This is a genomic window from Flavobacterium sp. SORGH_AS_0622, assembly GCF_030818825.1.
GTDB lineage: Bacteria > Bacteroidota > Bacteroidia > Flavobacteriales > Flavobacteriaceae > Flavobacterium.
Map to the genome: position 1 here is coordinate 5,040,081 of NZ_JAUTAX010000001.1, position 18,547 is coordinate 5,058,627.

General features: G+C 33.6%; 17 protein-coding genes. 7 read left to right on the forward strand and 10 right to left on the reverse strand.

The features are described from left to right. Nucleotides 1-277 precede the first annotated feature (277 nt). On the reverse strand, nucleotides 278-2,338 hold the full coding sequence (locus QE431_RS21645; RefSeq protein WP_057115415.1) for a M13 family metallopeptidase: 2,061 nt from the start codon (nucleotides 2,336-2,338) through the stop codon (nucleotides 278-280). A gap of 226 nt (nucleotides 2,339-2,564) precedes the next feature. Between QE431_RS21645 and QE431_RS21650 the strand changes: the two genes are divergently transcribed. The 4 genes from QE431_RS21650 to QE431_RS21665 all read left to right on the forward strand — a co-directional run bounded on the left by QE431_RS21650 (nucleotide 2,565) and on the right by QE431_RS21665 (nucleotide 5,801). Then, nucleotides 2,565-3,230, forward strand: coding sequence for an SCO family protein (locus tag QE431_RS21650; RefSeq protein WP_057115416.1), 666 nt, complete (start codon nucleotides 2,565-2,567; stop codon nucleotides 3,228-3,230). Between the two features lie 103 nt (nucleotides 3,231-3,333). Beyond that, on the forward strand, nucleotides 3,334-3,573 hold the full coding sequence (locus QE431_RS21655; protein ID WP_026982352.1) for a FeoA family protein: 240 nt from the start codon (nucleotides 3,334-3,336) through the stop codon (nucleotides 3,571-3,573). Further along, on the forward strand, nucleotides 3,573-5,672 hold the full coding sequence (gene feoB / locus QE431_RS21660) for a ferrous iron transport protein B (protein WP_307300194.1): 2,100 nt from the start codon (nucleotides 3,573-3,575) through the stop codon (nucleotides 5,670-5,672). Before QE431_RS21655 ends, feoB begins: the two co-directional genes overlap by 1 nt. 6 nt (nucleotides 5,673-5,678) lie before the next feature. Further along, a complete protein-coding gene (locus tag QE431_RS21665; RefSeq protein ID WP_208326175.1) occupies nucleotides 5,679-5,801 on the forward strand; it encodes a FeoB-associated Cys-rich membrane protein in 123 nt (40 codons plus the stop codon). 385 nt (nucleotides 5,802-6,186) lie between these two features. Here the strand turns inward: QE431_RS21665 and QE431_RS21670 are convergent, their stop codons facing one another. From QE431_RS21670 to QE431_RS21680, 3 genes are all read right to left on the reverse strand, one after another. Beyond that, nucleotides 6,187-6,840: an HD domain-containing protein gene (locus QE431_RS21670; protein WP_307300199.1), complete on the reverse strand. Its 654-nt coding sequence runs from the start codon at nucleotides 6,838-6,840 to the stop codon at nucleotides 6,187-6,189. A 182-nt stretch (nucleotides 6,841-7,022) separates the two neighbouring features. After that, nucleotides 7,023-8,015: an acyl-ACP desaturase gene (locus tag QE431_RS21675; protein WP_057115420.1), complete on the reverse strand. Its 993-nt coding sequence runs from the start codon at nucleotides 8,013-8,015 to the stop codon at nucleotides 7,023-7,025. A 45-nt stretch (nucleotides 8,016-8,060) separates the two neighbouring features. Beyond that, nucleotides 8,061-8,807 (reverse strand): 1-acyl-sn-glycerol-3-phosphate acyltransferase, encoded by a 747-nt coding sequence (locus tag QE431_RS21680; RefSeq protein WP_057115421.1) that lies wholly within the window; start codon nucleotides 8,805-8,807, stop codon nucleotides 8,061-8,063. A gap of 125 nt (nucleotides 8,808-8,932) precedes the next feature. On the opposite strand from QE431_RS21680, the gene rnpA reads away from it, so the two are divergent. The 3 genes from rnpA to QE431_RS21695 all read left to right on the forward strand — a co-directional run bounded on the left by rnpA (nucleotide 8,933) and on the right by QE431_RS21695 (nucleotide 11,902). Next, nucleotides 8,933-9,337, forward strand: a complete 405-nt coding sequence (gene rnpA / locus QE431_RS21685; protein WP_307300204.1) for a ribonuclease P protein component — start codon at nucleotides 8,933-8,935, stop codon at nucleotides 9,335-9,337. Between the two features lie 70 nt (nucleotides 9,338-9,407). Next, entirely contained in the window at nucleotides 9,408-10,262 is an 855-nt protein-coding gene (locus QE431_RS21690) for a DUF4349 domain-containing protein (RefSeq protein ID WP_307300206.1), read from the forward strand. A gap of 2 nt (nucleotides 10,263-10,264) precedes the next feature. Further along, nucleotides 10,265-11,902 carry a S41 family peptidase gene (locus QE431_RS21695; protein WP_307300209.1) on the forward strand — a complete coding sequence of 546 codons (1,638 nt, stop codon included), beginning with the start codon at nucleotides 10,265-10,267 and terminating at the stop codon, nucleotides 11,900-11,902. Between the two features lie 31 nt (nucleotides 11,903-11,933). Here QE431_RS21695 and QE431_RS21700 read toward each other — a convergent pair whose 3' ends face one another. The 6 genes from QE431_RS21700 to QE431_RS21725 all read right to left on the reverse strand — a co-directional run bounded on the left by QE431_RS21700 (nucleotide 11,934) and on the right by QE431_RS21725 (nucleotide 18,541). Next, complete coding sequence (locus tag QE431_RS21700; protein ID WP_057115425.1) at nucleotides 11,934-12,380, reverse strand: GNAT family N-acetyltransferase; 447 nt, start codon at nucleotides 12,378-12,380, stop codon at nucleotides 11,934-11,936. Between the two features lie 129 nt (nucleotides 12,381-12,509). Continuing rightward, the gene (locus QE431_RS21705) at nucleotides 12,510-13,151 is read right to left on the reverse strand and encodes a DUF1579 domain-containing protein (protein WP_307300213.1); all 642 of its coding nucleotides are present in this window, start codon (nucleotides 13,149-13,151) and stop codon (nucleotides 12,510-12,512) included. Between the two features lie 130 nt (nucleotides 13,152-13,281). Then, nucleotides 13,282-14,250 (reverse strand): DUF4837 family protein, encoded by a 969-nt coding sequence (locus QE431_RS21710; protein WP_057115427.1) that lies wholly within the window; start codon nucleotides 14,248-14,250, stop codon nucleotides 13,282-13,284. Between the two features lie 46 nt (nucleotides 14,251-14,296). Further along, nucleotides 14,297-16,105 (reverse strand): LysM peptidoglycan-binding domain-containing protein, encoded by a 1,809-nt coding sequence (locus QE431_RS21715; protein ID WP_307300217.1) that lies wholly within the window; start codon nucleotides 16,103-16,105, stop codon nucleotides 14,297-14,299. A 110-nt stretch (nucleotides 16,106-16,215) separates the two neighbouring features. Continuing rightward, entirely contained in the window at nucleotides 16,216-17,403 is a 1,188-nt protein-coding gene (gene pgk, locus QE431_RS21720) for a phosphoglycerate kinase (protein WP_307300220.1), read from the reverse strand. 157 nt (nucleotides 17,404-17,560) lie between these two features. Next, a complete protein-coding gene (locus QE431_RS21725; protein ID WP_057115977.1) occupies nucleotides 17,561-18,541 on the reverse strand; it encodes a type IX secretion system membrane protein PorP/SprF in 981 nt (326 codons plus the stop codon). Between the last annotated feature and the right edge of the window lie 6 nt (nucleotides 18,542-18,547).

The window sequence follows — 18,547 nt, forward strand, 5'->3', positions numbered from 1 at the left end:
CGTAGGAACATTTGATCGGTAAAAATTATATTATAATCCATTTACGTTCCATAGGACCGTTTGATTTTGATATAAATTTTAACGGTCTAACATATCAAATGTTCCTACGGAACGTAAATAAATGGGTTCGTCAATATTTTTTCTACCGACGAAACATTCCTACGAAATGATAACTGGGAATAATTACTCATATCTCAAGTTTAAAAACGAATAAAATAGTAAAGCAAAAGGGCGGTTCCGAAATTCGAAACCGCCCTTTTTTTATTATTAAAATCGATTACCAGATTTTAACTCGTTTTTCTGGTTCAACATACATTTTATCACCTTTCTTAATATCGAAAGCTTTGTAGAAAGCATCAACATTCTGGATTGGCACATAAGCTCTGTACATTCCTGGAGAGTGCGGATCTGTTTTTACTTGGTTTTTGATCGCTTCGTCTCTAGTTTTTGTTCTCCAAACGGTAGCCCAAGAAATAAAGAAACGTTGCTCTGGCGTAAATCCGTCGATTAAACCTGGATTACCATTTTCTTTTAGGTACAATTGTAAACCATCATAAGCAGCATTGATTCCGCCTAAATCTCCAATGTTTTCACCTAAAGTAAAATGACCATCAACATGCACTCCTGGCAATGGCTCAAGCGCGCTGTATTGATTTGCTAAATCTGTTCCTAGAGCTGTAAATTGTTTCAAATCTTCATCTGTCCACCAGTCTACTAGATTTCCTTCAGCATTGTAACGTGCACCAGAATCATCAAATCCATGAGAAATTTCGTGTCCAATTACAGCACCGATTCCACCATAATTAACGGCTTCGTCAGCTTGGTAATTGTAAAATGGCGGTTGTAAGATTGCTGCAGGGAATACAATTTCGTTATAAGACGGATTGTAATATGCATTTACCGTTTGAGGAGACATTCCCCATTCTGTTTTATCAACTGGTTTGCTTAATTTATCGATGCTTTTTTTGAAAGCCCATTTTGATAAATTTTTTGAATTATCAAAATAAGTTCCGCCTTCTGCAGTGCTTTTAATTGTTAAAGCAGAATAATCTTTCCATTTATCAGGATATCCAATTTTGATGGTGATTTTATTCAATTTCTCAACAGCTTTTACCTTTGTTTCTGGAGACATCCAAGTCAAAGAATTGATTCTGTTTTTGTAAGCCAGAATCACATTCTGAATCATTTTTTGAGCTTTCTCTTTTGCTTCAGCAGGAAATAATTTTTCTACATAAAGTTTTCCAAGAGCTTCTCCAACACTACGATTTACTACTGCAAGTGCTCTTTCTTCAGCTGGAAGTTGTTTTATTGCACCTCTTAATGTTTTGCTGTAAAAATCAAAATTAGCATTATCAATATCTGATGAAAGCTGGCTTGCAGCGCTGTTTAATAAATCCCATTTCAAATATTCTTTCCACTGCCCTACTTTGTTTTCTTTAAAAACAGTTTGCAAAGCAGTCATGTATTTAGGCTCGCTTACAATTACAGTATCCAATTTAGTAATTCCTAAACCAGTAAAGTATTCGTTCCATTTAATTGCCGGCGTCAATTTTTGAATATCAGCAATTGTCATCGGATTGTATTGCAAACGGCTGTCGCGTCTTTCAACTCTGTTTAATCTTGGCTGAGATAATTCTGTTTCTAAAGCTAAGATTTCAGCAGCGCTTTGTTTTGCTTTTTCTGGAGATTCTCCAATAAACTGAAGCATTCTAGCCACGTGTAATTCATATTTAGCACGTTTTTCTTTAGAATCTTTATCATCAGAAGTATAGTAATCTTTGTCTGGAAGACCCAATTGGCTTGGAGAAAGATTTACAGAATTTTTAGAACTGTTTTTATCATCAGCTCCAATGTAAATTCCGAAAAATCCAGAACCGCCTTCTTTTTCCATTTCCACTAAATATTTCTGAACATCAGCAACATTTTTAATAGCGTCAATTTTTTTCAAATACGGTTTAAGTGGTTCAATACCTCTTTTATTTCTTCCAACAGAATCTAAAACGGTATTGAATAAGTTAACAGCTTTTCCCTGATCAGTGTTTGACTTGTATTTTGGGTTTTTAGAAGCATCTTTTAAAACTGTCATTACATCTTTGTCAGTTCTTTTAATCAGCTCATTAAAACTTCCCCATGTTGTACGATCACTTGGAATTTCTGTTTTTTGAAGCCAAGTTCCGTTTACATATTTAAAAAAATCCTGACTTGGGCTAACTTTAGTATCCATATAAGATACATTGATACCTGGTTCCTTTGAGGCTGCGTCTTGGGCTTGAACTGCTGTTAAAGAAAACATTGCAGATATGACACCAAACACAGGTTTAGCAAATTGTTTTTTCATAAAAGTTTATGGTTTAAGGGAAAATACAAACATATTGTTATTATTTCTAAAATTGTGTTAAAATTCTAACTGGAAAATCATAAAGACACATAAATTTCACAAACATGAATTTTTAACTAATCAATTAGTTGCATATTGATCGTAAAAGTTACAAAAGGCTGTTAAAAAAATATTCGAGTAAAGTTTTTAAAATCTGCTTTTTGTATTTTTGCGCCAAATTATTTTTATGAAATCGCTTTTATACAAATACCGCAAATTCTTTATTGTTTTAATAGTGTTTTCGGTTGTTACGATATCTTTGTTTTACTCTGCCTTAAAACCTAAAAAGACTCTGCCAATTTATAATCCAGCCGATGTAAATCCTGAATTGGTAGACAGTACCATTCAATATAAAAGCAAATACCACACAATTGCCGATTTTTCATTTGTAAACCAAAACGGCGATACCATTACACAGAAAAATTACGAAGGAAAAATTTATGTTGCAGACTTCTTCTTTACAACCTGCGGATCTATCTGTCCAAAAATGTCAACGAATCTTGTTGATGTTCAAAAGGCTGTTTTAAACAATCCCAAAGTAATGCTGCTTTCTCATACGGTTTTCCCAGAAGTTGACAGTGTTTCTGTTTTAAAAGCCTACGCTATAAAATATGGCGTTGTCGACAGCAAATGGAATTTGGTTACAGGAGATAAAAAAGAAATCTACAAAATGGCCAGAAAATCGTACTTGGCAGTTAAACTCGGAAGACCAGACCAGTTGTACGATATGGTTCATACAGAGAATTTTGTTTTGGTAGATCAAAAACGCCGCGTTAGAGGTTTTTATGACGGAACAAACAAAGAAGACATAAAACGTCTTTTAGAAGACATCGATTTCCTTTCTCAAGAGTAAAAAGCCTTATTTTTAGAAACATTTAGCATTTGAGAAGGTGTTAAATGCCTTGGAATAAAGAATAATTGCCTACTTTTGCAATCTAAATTCAATCTAAATAAGCTTGCAAAATACAATACACACTCTGAAAAAAGGCGAAAAAGCCATTATCAAAGATTTTGATATCGATCTTATTCCACTGAAATTATTAGAAATGGGTTGTCTTCCTGGCAGCTTAGTTGAATTACTGCAGATTGCTCCTTTTGGAGATCCTCTATATTTGGATATTAACGGTTCGCATGTAGCGATTCGTATCGAAACGGCTCGCGAAATTGAAGTTGAACTTATCAAAACCAATTTGTAATGAGTGTTCAAAATATCAATGTTGCCCTTATCGGAAATCCGAATACTGGAAAAACCTCTGTTTTTAATCAGTTAACTGGTCTTAACCAGCAAGTTGGGAATTATCCTGGAATTACTGTTGAGAAAAAAATAGGTTTTTGCAAACTACCTCATAATATAAAAGCTAATATTCTTGATTTACCAGGAACCTACAGCTTGAATGCAAGTTCGATGGATGAAAGTGTGGTTATTGAACTTTTGCTAAATAAAAATGACAAATTATTTCCAGATGTTGCCGTTGTAGTAACAGATGTTGAAAACCTGAAACGAAATTTACTGATTTATACACAAATCAAAGACCTTGAAATTCCGACGATATTGGTGATTAACATGTCTGATCGTATGGAAAGAAAGGGAATTAGTTTGGATATTCCGTATTTAGAGGAAAAACTAAAAACTAAAATTGCCCTAGTAAGTTCTCGCAAAGGTTTAGGAATTGATGAATTAAAAGAATTGATTGTTTCGTATAAAACTCTTCCAAACGAACCTTGTTTAAATGCATCAGTAATTGATCCTGAATACTTTCAAAAATTACAACATGCTTTTCCCAATCAATTAATGTACAAGTTGTGGCTGGTAATTACGCAGGATGTTAACTTTTCTAATTTAGACCGAAATGAAGTTCGAAGCACTTTAACAAAATCACATTCAGAATTAAAGCGTTTACAGCAAAAAGAAACCATCAAAAGATACCAATTTATAAATGATGTTTTAAAAGAAGGTTTAAAAGTAGATGCTTCGATGGCCAAAGATATTCGTGCCAAATTGGACCGCGTTTTAACGCACAAAGTTTGGGGTTACGTAATTTTCTTTGCTATTTTATTTTTGATTTTTCAATCGATTTTCAGCTGGTCAACTATTCCAATGGATTTCATTGACAGCACTTTTGCTTCTTTAAGCAGCTGGGTTGCAGCAGAACTTCCAAGCGGCATTTTAACCGATTTATTGTCTCAGGGAATTATTCCTGGAATTGGTGGTGTTATTATTTTCATCCCACAGATTGCCTTTTTATTCCTCTTTATTTCGATTCTGGAAGAAAGCGGTTATATGAGCCGTGTTGTTTTTTTAATGGATAAAATAATGCGCAGGTTCGGACTTTCAGGAAAAAGCGTCGTGCCTTTAATTTCAGGAACAGCTTGTGCGATTCCGGCAATTATGGCTACTCGAAATATAGAGAATTGGAAAGAACGCCTTATTACGATCTTAGTAACGCCATTCACGACTTGCTCTGCAAGATTACCTGTTTATGCTATTATTATTTCTTTGGTTATTCCGAGTAAACGCGTTTTCGGGATTTTAAATCTTCAAGGATTAACCTTAATGTCACTTTACGTTTTAGGTTTTGTTGCGGCGATTCTATCGGCTTATATTTTGAATAAAGTTTTAAAACTAAACTCTAAAACGTATTTTGTTGTCGAAATGCCGAGTTACAAAATGCCGCTTTTAAAAAATGTCGGAATTAATGTTGTAGAGAAAACAAAAGCATTTATTGTTGGCGCAGGTAAAATCATCTTGGCGATATCGGTTATTTTATGGTTTTTAGCTTCATACGGACCTGGAAAAGATTTTAACGAAGCTGAGTCTATTGTAAAAGAAAGATTTGCTGCTAAAACTTTAGATGAGACTCAGTTTGAAAACGAAGTTGCTTCTCAAAAACTAGAAAACTCTTATATCGGATTAATGGGAAGAGCGATCGAACCAGCAATTGCGCCTTTGGGTTACGATTGGAAAATCGGAATTGCATTAATCAGCTCTTTTGCAGCCCGTGAAGTTTTCGTGGGAACACTGGCGACTATTTACAGTGTTGGAGATACGGATAACGAATCGACCATAAAAAGCAAAATGCAGGCAGAAATACGTCCAGATACGGGGAAAAAAGTATTTGATTTCGCCACTGGAATATCTTTATTGTTGTTTTATGCTTTTGCTATGCAGTGTGCCAGTACTTTGGCTATTACTAAAAAAGAAACCAATTCGTGGAAATGGCCTGCAATGCAGCTGGTCTTAATGAGCGGACTGGCTTATTTTACCGCATTAATTGCGTATCAACTTTTAAAATAAAAAATTATGATTCAGCAAATTATAGCTTTCGCCATATTAGGATTTGCAGTAGCTTTTCTGATCAAAAAATTCTTTTTTAAATCTAAAAAGAAAAAAGACTGCGGCGATGGAAATTGTGGGTGTTCTTAGTTTAGGGACAAAGAGACAAAGGTTCAGAGGGACAAAGTTTTTTTTTGATTAGAACTTTAAAATATAACTTAATGAAAAAGCTTCACAGAGATTTATCAATCTTGTGAAGCTTTTTCATTTTCAAAAAATGTCTTATTATGATATTTTTAAAACCGTAAATATCTTATTTGTATATTTTTTGATATTATTTTTGAAATTTTAAAATTCATTTAAAATGTCACCAGAAGATAAGAAAGAAATAATCAGAGATAACAGAGTTACTCGCTTATTATGGTTCATACTAGGCTTTTTTGCCGCATTACTTATAACTTGGCATTTAAAGTAGAAGTGTTCTGGGTATTTCTATAGAATATAAAATTGAAAACTGAGACTGAAAACTGAGAACTTACTTCACCCCTTCCCACTCAGCATAAAACTGCGCAAGAAATGTTTCCATAAACTGATGTCTTTCGGCAGCGATTTGTTTTCCTTTTTCGGTATTCATTTTATCTTTTAAAAGTAAAAGCTTTTCGTAGAAATGATTTATTGTTGGAGCATTGTTTTTCTTGTACTCTTCTTTTGTCATATTGGTTACTGGAGCAATTTCAGGATTGTACAAAGCTCTGTTTTTAAATCCGCCATAATTGAATGCCCTTGCAACACCAATTGCACCAATTGCATCTAAACGATCGGCATCCTGAACGATATCCAATTCGACAGAAGAGAATTTCTTTTCGAAATTTCCGCCTTTATAAGAGATATTTTCGATGATATTGACAACATGCGTAATTATATCTTCTGAAACATTTTCTGTCTCTAAAAATGCTCTCGCTGTTTTTGGACCGATAGTTTCATCCCCATTATGAAATTTACTGTCAGCAATATCATGAAGCAAAGCTCCCAGCTGGACAACTGTTAGGTCACAAACGGTATCTTTTGCTATTAAAAGTGCATTTTTATACACGCGTTCGATATGAAACCAATCGTGTCCGCCTTCGGCATCGTTCAGTTTTTCTTTTACGAAAGCAATGGTTTTATTTATTAGTTCAGAAGTATTCATGAATTATATTATTTGAATTTCTCGCAGATCATGCACATTAAGCAGATTTACGAAAGGTTTGTATTAAATAAAAAATGCTGATTGTTAGAGTTTTGAAAATCTAACAATCAACATTTTTCAATATCAAAATCAATTGCAAAACTCAATTTTAAATCTAAAATATAAAATCTGCAATCTAAAATTTACAATCTCGCTGGTTCAACCCATTTAAAGATGTGTGATTCTTGTGGAATAACGATTCTTTCTGATATTCTTGCCATACGAGCTGGTAATTTCATTAAGTAATCGCGTGCTTTCTCAGCCTCATCAGTCAAATTGGTAATTTTATCAATTTCCCATTTGTTCATTAATTTCTGCATAATATCAACATAATCATTTGCAGTATAAACCCCGATACGCTGTGCAGAATCTGAGAACTGCTCAAATGCTGAACTTATTTTTTGTCCAGATTCTCTCAAGAAATGAGCCGGCATAACGATTTTCTGCTTCATCATGTATTGAAAAGCAAGCATCATTTCACTTGGATCAACTTGGAAAATTCTAGTTACAAATTCGCTGTATGCATGATGGTGGCGCATTTCGTCACCTGCAATCATTTTACACATTTTAGACAACTTGTTATCGCCAAATTTCTTTGCGATCTGCGCTACTCTATTGTGAGAAACGTAAGTTGCTAATTCCTGGAAACTCGTGTATACAAAGTTTTTGTACGGGTCAGTTCCAGTTCCAATATCAAAACCGTCGTTGATTAAATGCTGTGTAGTCATTTCGATTTCACGCATGTTCACACGACCAGACAAATACAGGTATTTATTTAAAAGATCTCCGTGGCGGTTTTCTTCTCCGGTCCATTGACGGATCCATTTAGACCAACCGTTACCACCATTTTCTACTTGATCTACTCCTTCGACATCCATTAACCAAGACTCATATGTAGGCAAAGCTTCTTCGGTGATGGTATCACCTACAAGCGTAACCCAGAAATCGTATGGTAATTCTTTAGCAATCTCGCGTAGCTCTCTTACCTCTTCGAAGAAATTTTCTCCTTCAGAATTTGGTAAAAAATCAGACGGCTGCCAAATTTTTTCCACTGGAATTAAATACTGTTCAACGAAGCTATCCACGTTTTTTTCCAAAAACTGCATTACTTCTAATCTAATGTTTTTTATAGACATTACTTATTATAGATTTGGGTTGTACGTTTTAGCTCGGACTAAAACTTAAACCTGTTTATACTCATTTATTCCTTCTTTAACCGCTCTTTCCGTAATCTCCATAAGCTCTTCAAATTTGTAATCTTTGACAGCTAAAGCTTTATGAGCCGTAAATTTCAGGTGATTTCCTAAACCAACAGGAAAGAAACCAAATTTTACCATTTTCCAAGAATTATTAATACTCACCGGTACAACATATGCAGACGGCGCATATTTGCATAAAATTTTCAGACCGCTTTGCGCGAATTCTTTTGGTTTTCCTGTTTTGCTTCTTGTTCCTTCTGGGAAGATAACGGCCGATCTTGTATTTTTTTCGATATATTCAGACAAGCCTTTGATAACTGGTATCGCTTGTTTAGGGTCTTTACGGTCAATTAAGACAGATCCTCCGTATTTCAAATTAAAAGAAACACTTGGAATTCCGCTTCCTAATTCCTTCTTACTTACAAATTTACAATGAAAACGTCTAAAGTACCAAATCATTGCGACTATATCGTACATACTTTGATGATTGGCCACAAAAATGATCGGCACTCCTGTCGGAATTGTCTCTCTATTTTCGATTGTATATCTTGTTCCCACAAGATTTGTACATTTTAAAAGGCAGAAATTTAAATAGTCTACACTTTTTTTATGAGCTTGGTAACCAAATAAATTTAAACAAATCCATTGAATGGGATGAAAAACAGCCAAACATAAACCAAATAATAAATAATAAATTACCGATATTGGATAAGAAATAATTTTTTCCATGCTTCAAAAATTAATGCGCAAAAGTAATAAATATATTTTTAGACTTATTAAAATTGAAAACAATAACCGTTTTTCTGGTTTAATTGTACCTTTGCAGTAAAATTTGCAAATTTTTTCTGAATTAAATGAACTTCACTTACCCTAAAAACGAGCGTTTAAAAAGCAAAACAACGATTGGCTTACTTTTTTCTGATGGAAAATCGGTGTCTAAATATCCGCTTCGTTTGGTTTACCGTCCAGCGGAAGAAAATGCAGAAGAACAAACCAAAATTGGTGTTTCGGTTTCTAAGAAATATTTCAAGAAAGCCGTTGATAGAAATTACTTCAAAAGAGTTTTGCGAGAAACATACCGCTTAAACAAACATTTGCTTCTTGATAATCTGGATGGAAACTATTCTATTATGCTTTTTTATCAGACTAAGGACAAGCTATCATACGCAGAAATCAATACCAAAATGATTCAGTTGTTTGAGAAATTTACAGCTCAAATAAACAAATCTCAAGATCCTGAACAGAAAAGTGAATCGTAAATTTCAAAACGTAAGATTAATAATCAAATTAGACAAAAAAATCGTAGTTTTAGCTCTAAATTGAAATTTTATGCGTCACATTTTCTTTTTATCTTTTTTGTTTTTAATTCTTTTTGGATGTAAAAAAGCAAACGCTGTAAATGACGAAGCTTATGCAATTCAAAGTGTACAAATGCCTGCAAAAGCAGAAAATGTTGCTTATGACAAAAAGCCAAGTCCGAACGATGCTCCGCCGCCTCCACCGCCGCCTAAAGTAGATGAAAAAATCGAACAAAAAATCATAAAAGAAGCAACTTTAAAATTTGAAACTGATAATTTAGAAAATTCTTTCAGTCAAATTCAAAAAGCTGCGTTGACTAGTAAAGCCAGAATCATAAACGATTCTGAAGGAAAGGATTTTGCAACTGTTTTTAGAAATCTAACGATAAAAGTACCAAGTCAGAATTTCGATCGTTTTATAAGTGATATTTCTAAAGGTGTTTCTTATTTTGAAGTTAAAACTATTTCTGCTGAAGATGTTACAGAACAATATATCGATCTGACTTCTCGATTAAAAACCAAGAAAAAACTAGAAGAACGTTATCTTGAAATTCTAAAAAAAGCGAACAAAGTCAGTGAAATTTTAGAGATTGAAGAACAAATTTCTGCTATTCGCGAGGAAATCGAATCTAAAGAAGGTCAGCTGAAATATCTGGAAAGCCGAGTTTCTGAAAGTACTGTTACTATTGAATTTTATAAAACAATACCTGAAAAAGAAGGTGTTAAAATATCATACGGTTCAAAACTTGGAACCGCAATTAAATCAGGATTTTTTAGTTTATCCGATTTATTAATTTCATTATTAAGCGTTTGGCCATTTGTCATTCTGTTTTTTGTATTTGCCTATTTTATTAGAAAAAGATTAAAAAGAAGAAAAAAAGAATAATTATGTATCCGTATTTCAAAAAGAAATTTATTATACCTGTAGCTGCTGCGGGAATGTTGTTTGTTGGAACCAGTTTTAAAGAAGATTTTTTTGAAATTGCCAAACAGATCGAGATTTTTACGACTTTGTTTAAAGCAGTAAACACCAATTATGTAGACGAAACGAATCCTGGCGATTTGATGGATAAAGCGATCAAAAGCATGTTGGGAAGTTTAGACCCGTATACGGTTTACTTTAACGAACAAGATGTAGTGAACTTTAAAATCAACAATACTGGAGAATATACTGGCATTGGTGCTTTAATCTCAAGAAAAAAAGATCGCTTAATTGTTCGCGAACCTTATAAAAATTATCCTGCCGATAAAGCCGGACTAAAAGCGGGCGACGAAATTATTCAAATTGGAGATGTTTTGATTGCCGATTTTAAAGATGACGCTTCTCAACTTTTAAAGGGAACGAAAAACACTAAAATCAATATTAAATATCTTCGTCAGGGTAAACCTTACACCACTGTTTTGATTTTGGATGAAGTAGATATTAAATCGGTTCCTTTTTATGGAAAAATTGATGATAAAACAGGTTATATTGTTTTAGCACATTTTAGCAGAAAAGCTTCAAACGAAGTAAAAGATGCTCTTGAAAAGTTAAAAGCCGACGGAGCGAAACAAATTGTTTTAGATTTAAGAGGAAACCCTGGAGGTTTATTGAACGAAGCAATTGATATTTGTAATTTATTTGTGCCGAAGAATGAAGTAATTGTAACGACTAAATCACGAATTGAAAAACACAATAATACTTATAAAACTCAGAAAGAGCCTGTAGATACAGAGATTCCATTGGCAATTTTAGTAAACGGAAGAAGTGCTTCTGCGTCTGAAATTGTTTCTGGTGCTTTACAGGATTTAGACCGAGCGGTTATTTTAGGAAGCAGAAGTTTCGGAAAAGGTTTGGTACAGCGTTCGGTTGACCTTACTTACGGAACGCAGTTAAAAGTTACTATTTCGAGATATTATACTCCGTCTGGAAGATGTATTCAGGCATTGGATTATGCGCATAAAGACAAAAACGGCATGGCACTAAAAACTGATGCTAAAAATTTTAATGCTTTTAAAACCAGAAAAGGCAGAACAGTTTATGACGGCGGTGGAGTTTTACCAGATATTGAATTAGAAGAAACTAAAACCAGCGCAATTGCAACAGCTTTAATTAAAAATGATGGCGTTTTTGATTATGCGACAACTTACTACTACAAAAATCCGAATTTGGGAGATAAAATCCCAACCATAACAGACGCAGATTATAGTTCTTTCAAACAGTTTTTGAAAGCAAATAAAATCACATTTGATACCGAAACTGAAGTGGCTTTGAAAAACACTTTAGCGGCAGCTAAAAATGAAAAAATAGACGAAACGATTGCTCCTGAATATCAGCAGTTATTGGCCGCTTTAGAAAAAAGTGAAACCACTTTGCTGGATAAAAACCAAAAGGAAATTAAAAACATGATCCAGGAAGAATTGATTAAGAGATATCAATATCAGGAAGGTTTGTATCAGTTTTATATCAAAAATAATTCTGAAATTAAAAGAGCAGTTAGTGTATTAAATAACCAAACAGAATATAAAACGATTTTAAAGATGTAGTGAATGAAGTCAAATCTTGTGGAGTATTTAATTACTGTCGAATCATTTCAATATGCGGAATATCATCTTCTAAATACATTTCGCTGGTTTGTACAAAACCGTGGCTTTCGTAGAATTTCTTTAAATACAACTGTGCTCCGATAGTAATTTTATCTTTTCCAAAGTTTGATTGTATTTGGGAGATAGCTTCACGCATTAAATCATGTCCAAATTTTTTATCTCTGTAATTGGCATCAACTACCACTCTTCCTATTGAAGCGTTATCAAATGAAATTCCGGCATCGAATAAACGAGAATAAGCTACAATTTTGCCGTCATATTCGCCAATTAAATGTAATGCTTTCTTGTCTTTTCCGTCTAAATCCAAATAAACGCAGTTTTGCTCCACTACAAAGATCTCACTTCTTAGTCTGAGCAAATCATATAACTCGTTTACATTTAATGCCTCAAAAGGCTTTATTTTCCATTTTAACTCCATTCTGTATATTGTTTGCTGCTTTTTCGTTGTTGTTTATTATAGAACAAGCAAAATTACATCAAATATTATCAAATAGAAATCCCGACTACAAATTGTAATCGGGATTTCTATTTTACGCTGTGCTGGAAATTATTTTTTCTTCATCACTATTTCCATGCTTTTATATTCTGTTCCATTTTTCGTGTCGTACATTTCCATTTTTCGTGTTGTTGGATCAACAATTGTATATACTTCTCTGTACGGCGCTTTTTTTCCAGTTACTGGATTTACGACATCTCCTTTAAATTCAATTGTTTTTGTTTTTTCATCATATTTACCAAAAGCGACCATCATACCGGTTCCCATATTATCGATAAAAGTGGTTGTATATTCTTTACTGGCGTTGTTGTAGGCCAATGTACTTTTGCCGACAAATGGCGCTCCCATAATTTTTCCTTGGTAATCTGATTCTTGATAACGCCCTCCTAAAATCATTTTGATATTGGCTACTGAGGTTGTTTTTTCTGGTTTTGCATTCGGCTCATACCAAAAAGTCATATCGCAATTCCATGTTCCTACTTCGTCTGTCATTAATTTATGCGGAGCTCCGGGTGTTGCATATGCCTGCCAGGCTTTTGCTTGCGTAGCAGAATCTACTGGTTCTTCTGCAATTGGTTCTTCAGTTTTAATGCTGTCTGAAACTTTTGTGGTTTCGGTTTCTGTTTTTACTTCCTTTTTACAAGAGATCAAACACAGCACAAACAATACTAGTGTTGCGATTAATTTTTTCATAACTATTTGTTTTTATGTTTGTTACAAACAAAAGTAAGGAAAATATTAGCGTAAATTGCTTCAAGCTACAAGTTTCAGGTTTTTTGGTACGAGTTAGAATAATTGCCTGCTATAAGCTCAAAACAAAACTTTATCTCTTATCAATTTTCACTGATTTGATAATTGCTTCTAACTCTAACATTAAATCTCGTTCTTGATTAGATGGCGAGTAACAAAATCCCTCTATAACCAAAAGACGATTATACGTTTTGTCAACAATGGCATAATTAATAAATGGTCCTGCCATAAAATCGTTTTTTAATTCCCAGGTTCCTTTTGTTTCAAAAGCATCTTTATTGTCTAATGTAACTTTTGAAAAATAAGGTGCGTAAGCTTCGCTGGTAATCATTCTTGTGTTAGGCTCGCGACCTTTAATGTAACTTCCAACTGAATCTCGCATACGCACAATTGAATTTACAACATCTTTTTTCTTGTCGAATTTGTGCAAAGGTATTTGGTATACTAAAAGACTTGTATTACCGCTGATGATTTCTTTTTTAAGCCAGATGAAATTCTTTTTATGCAGTACATATTCATATCCAGTAGGGATTTGTAGATCGATATGGAATTTATTTTTAATGATCGCTGGATTCAATAGTGATTTACTATTGTCTTCCTGAACCTTTTGAATTTCGGCATCACGAATTTGTTTGATGATCTCTGGAGAGTTTAATTCGATACTACAGATAATATCATCTACTGATTTTCCGTAGATACGGAATGTATTGTGAGGTAAAGCTTTGCTTCGAATGATTTCGAATTTATCTGATGCCGTTTTTTTAACTACAATAATGCTTCGGCTGTCGGTTACAAAACCTTCAAGCAATCGAGCAGGATATTGATTGATGGTAAAAAGCGGTTCTTCTTGGGTAAGTCCAAGAACCGGCGAGGCAAATTTATTTCGAATGCTATCGCCAACTTCTCCATACCACAGCTGATCGTCAATAATGATCGAAATGGTATTTGTTTTTCCTGAAACTGAATCGTTTTGCTTTTCGCCTTTGAAGCATGAAATCAGGAAAAATGAAAGTAATAGAAATAAAAAATGGGTTTTATTCATTTTCTTAATTTATGAAATAAAACCCAAATTTAATAAGATTATTCTATTATCCGTTTATTTTAAGTTTCATTCCCGGTTTAATGTCTTCATCTTTAATACCATTCCATTTTTTAATATCTGAAATTGTTACTCCAGGATATTTTTTAGAAATACTGTATAAAGAGTCTCCTTTTTTAACGTAATAATCTTCACCCATATTTTTAGAAACTGCTTTTTTCTTGAATGAATCAACTGAAGTTGATGCAATTGCTGTTGAAGCCGGCTCTTCTATTATTGGAGACGCTTTTGAAATAATAAGCGTTTTTCCTAAACCAATATTATTTGAAGTTAAATTATTAAGTTCTTTTAACTCCGCAATAGTCATACCGAATTTTTTGGCAATACTTCCTAAATTATCTCCAGCAGCTACAACATAGTCTTGTGGTACTGTAGTTGATTTTTCTTTATCATCTGCAGATGCAATTGCTTCTTCTTTGTCTATAACTGGATTTGTTTTAACTGTAGCAGTTTCTTCAGATTTAATTTTAAGACTTCTTCCAACTGCAACGGCATTAGTTTTAATGTTATTCCATTTTTTTAACTCACTAATACTCACATTATATTTTGATGCAATTGCTCCTAAATTATCTCCTTTTCTAACTTTGTAAAATTCGTAATCGCCATTGTCAATTGCTGCAGGTTTAGCTGCCGGCTTAACTTTTGGAGCGTATTTTACTGCAAGTCTTGATGATGTTGATCTAAATTCTGTATCGTGCTTAACGTAAGCATAAATTTGATCTTCGTTGGAAACAAATGTTGCTATTTTATCTTTTGGAAGACGAATAAAATGTTGTTCTCCTTGATAGAAAGGAACCACATTCATTTTATAAGATGGATTTAAAAGCTGGATTTGCGATTGCGGCATGTCTAATAAATCAGCAAGTTGTTTAAAAGACATTTGATTTTTAATTGCTATTGTATCTGTTTCAAAGTTTTTAACAACAGCTCTTTCTGGGTTAATTCCGTGTTCTTTATGATATTCAAAAAGATACATTGTTGCTAAGAAAGCGGGAACGTAACCTTGAGTTTCTTTTGGAAGGTAATTGCGAATGTCCCAATATTTAGTTTTTCCGCCTGAGCGACGAATTGCTTTGGTAACATTTCCAGGACCTGAATTGTAAGATGCTAAAACCAGTTCCCAGTCACCAAAAATATTGAACATTTTGGTCATGTATTCAGAACATGCGGCTGTAGCTTTAAGAGGATCACTTCTTTCATCGATATAAGAATCGATTTTTAAAGCGTATTGTTTTCCGGTTCCGTACATAAACTGCCAAAGTCCCGTGGCGCCCATTTTAGAAACTGCTTTAGGATTTAAAGCAGATTCTACAACGGCTAAATATTTTATTTCCAAAGGAACATTTTGTTTGGCAAAAGCATCCTCGAAGATTGGGAAATAATATTCTGATAAAGCCATTAATCGAGAAAACGATTTTTTACGGTTCTTAAGAAATGACTTTATTATATTTTCTAAACCTTGATTGTATTCTATCTCAAAAGGTGATTTCTGATTCATTGCCGCTAAACGCTGTTTGAGCAATTCTGTTGGCAGTTCTTCATCGACAGTGACATCTTTATTAATTGTTTGAATGTCTTTTGTTAAATCGTCATAAATGTCAAGACTAACCAATTCATTCATCCATAAACTATCAACTTTTGTAGCTAACTGGTCTCTTTTGAATGTGCTTTTGATAGAATCTAAATACGACAACTTAATGTCTTGCTTTATATCTCTAGAAAATTCTGCAGATTCCTGCGCGAACATCGACATAGAGAACAAAGCTGTAACCACTAAGGATATTTTCTTTACAATCATATAACATTTTTTTAAAATTCTGTAACTCAAAGAATTATAGGAACTGTATTTTTGCAAATCTAAGCCCTTTATTGAAGAAAACTATGTAAAAAAATGTTAATTGTGATATTTTAGTCTAAAATTGCAGCAATTCCAGGTAAAACTCTTCCTTCTAACATCTCAAGCATAGCCCCGCCACCAGTAGAAACATAGCTCATTTTGTCTTCAAATCCGAATTGTTTTACTGCTGCAACAGAATCACCACCTCCTACTAAAGAAAATGCACCATTTTCTGTAGCTTCGGCAATATAATCTCCTAATGCGATAGTTCCTTTAGAGAAAGTTTCCATTTCAAAAACTCCTAATGGACCATTCCAAAGGATAGTTTTTGACTCTAAAATTACTTTTTTGAAGTTCTCTAAAGATTTTGGACCTGCATCTAAACCTTGCCATCCGTCAGGAATTGCAGTTACATCTACAACCTGAGTATTAGCATTGTTTGAGAAATCATCTGCAGCAATAACATCAACTGGAATATGAACTTGAACGTTTTTTTCTTTTGCTAATCTTAAAATTTCAAGAGCTAAATCTAATTTATCGTCTTCACAGATAGATTCACCAATTTTTCCGCCTTGGGCTTTAATGAACGTAAATGTCATTCCACCTCCAATAATCATGTGATCAACTTTATCTAAGATATTTTCGATAACTGTGATTTTAGATGAAACTTTAGAACCTCCAAGAACAGCAGTAACAGGTTTTTCACTGTTATTAAGTACTTTGTTTAAACTCTCAATTTCTTTAGCCAATAAAGTTCCGAAACATTTATCGTTTGGAAAAAATTGTGCAATAATTGTAGTTGATGCGTGCGCTCTGTGAGCTGTACCAAATGCATCGTTTACATAAATATCTCCAAGAGAAGCTAATTCTTTAGCAAAAGCTACATCTCCAGCTTCTTCTTCTGCGTGAAAACGTAAATTTTCTAATAATAGAACTTCACCTGGTTTTAAATCTTTTGCTGCAGTCTGAGCTGTTTCTCCAACGCAGTTTTCAGCAAATTTTACTTCAACTCCTAAAATATCAGAAGCTGTTTTTAAAATATGTTTAAGAGAATATTTCTCTTCTGCTCCTTTTGGTCTGCCTAAATGAGACATTAAGATCACGCTTCCGCCTTGCCCTAAGATTGTATCAATAGTTGGTTTTGCAGCCTCAATACGTGTTGTATCTGTAACATTAAAATTCTCATCCAACGGCACGTTGAAGTCTACACGGATAATTGCTTTTTTATTTTTAAAATCGAAATCGTTTAAAGTTTTCATCTGCTAATTTTTTTAATTTTTTGAAAGAATAACAAATATAGAACTTTTACAGTACTATAAATTTCAAAAAAGCAAAAATAATCGATCAATAAAAACGAAAACGTTGTAAATTATGAAAATAAACAAATTAATTCTTAAAAATGATAAAAATACTTGTTTAATCGTGAACTGGACTCTGTGTACAAGGACAGTTACTGATAGATTGTAAGAAATCAAATCCAATTGTTATCGAGTGGGTTCCAGAATTGTAAGTCCCAAGTCCGTTAAACATAAATTGGTACGAATACGCAAAATAGAATTTAGATTTCATAAAACCTGCCATAGGTCCTGCTGCCAAAGGCTTAGGAAACTGGTCATTTAAGAAACGGTAAGAAACTCCAATCCAATAGTAATCTTCGTAGCGATTGTAACGTCTGTATTTGAAGTTAAGGTCGGTTGTCGAACGCTGGTCACTCGCAAAATACTGCAAGAAAACTGATGGTTCGTATTCAATTCTTCTGTTTTCCCCATCTCTAAATGTAAATCCAGAATATACTTGAAAGTTTGAAAGTAAATCCGGCTCAACTCCTCTATACTTGTCAACGTTTTTCTTTAAAACGTTATTGGCATTAAAACTAAAGTAGAATCCTTTGTTACGATACAAAGCACTAATATCAAAGTTGTTGTTTGAATTGTAACGATTGTCTGTTATCGAAGGATCTAATGCTACTGGAACACCATTTACATCTCCTGTAAAATTGCCTGTTTCAATACGGAAACTATTAAAGTTATATGAAATACCAAAGGAAAGATATTGCTCTGAGTAATAATCTAAGATAAGGTGGTGTGCAAAGGAAACTTTTGCTCCTGTTTGTCTTGTATTACCATTGCTGTCATTGTATAAAGACAACCCTACTCCGGAACGATCTAAAATTCGAAAATCTGCATACAATGATTGGTTATCTGGTGCATCTTTGATTCCGACCCACTGTGTTAAACCATTGGCTCTAATACGGAGATTATCTCCAATACCAGCATAAGCAGGCGAAAGAATAAAAGGGTTATCAGCCAAATACTGGGTAAATACTGGTAGGTTTAACTCTTGGCTGTAACTTGTTGTTACAGCCATGAGTACTAAGGATAAAATAAACTTTTTCATTGTAAT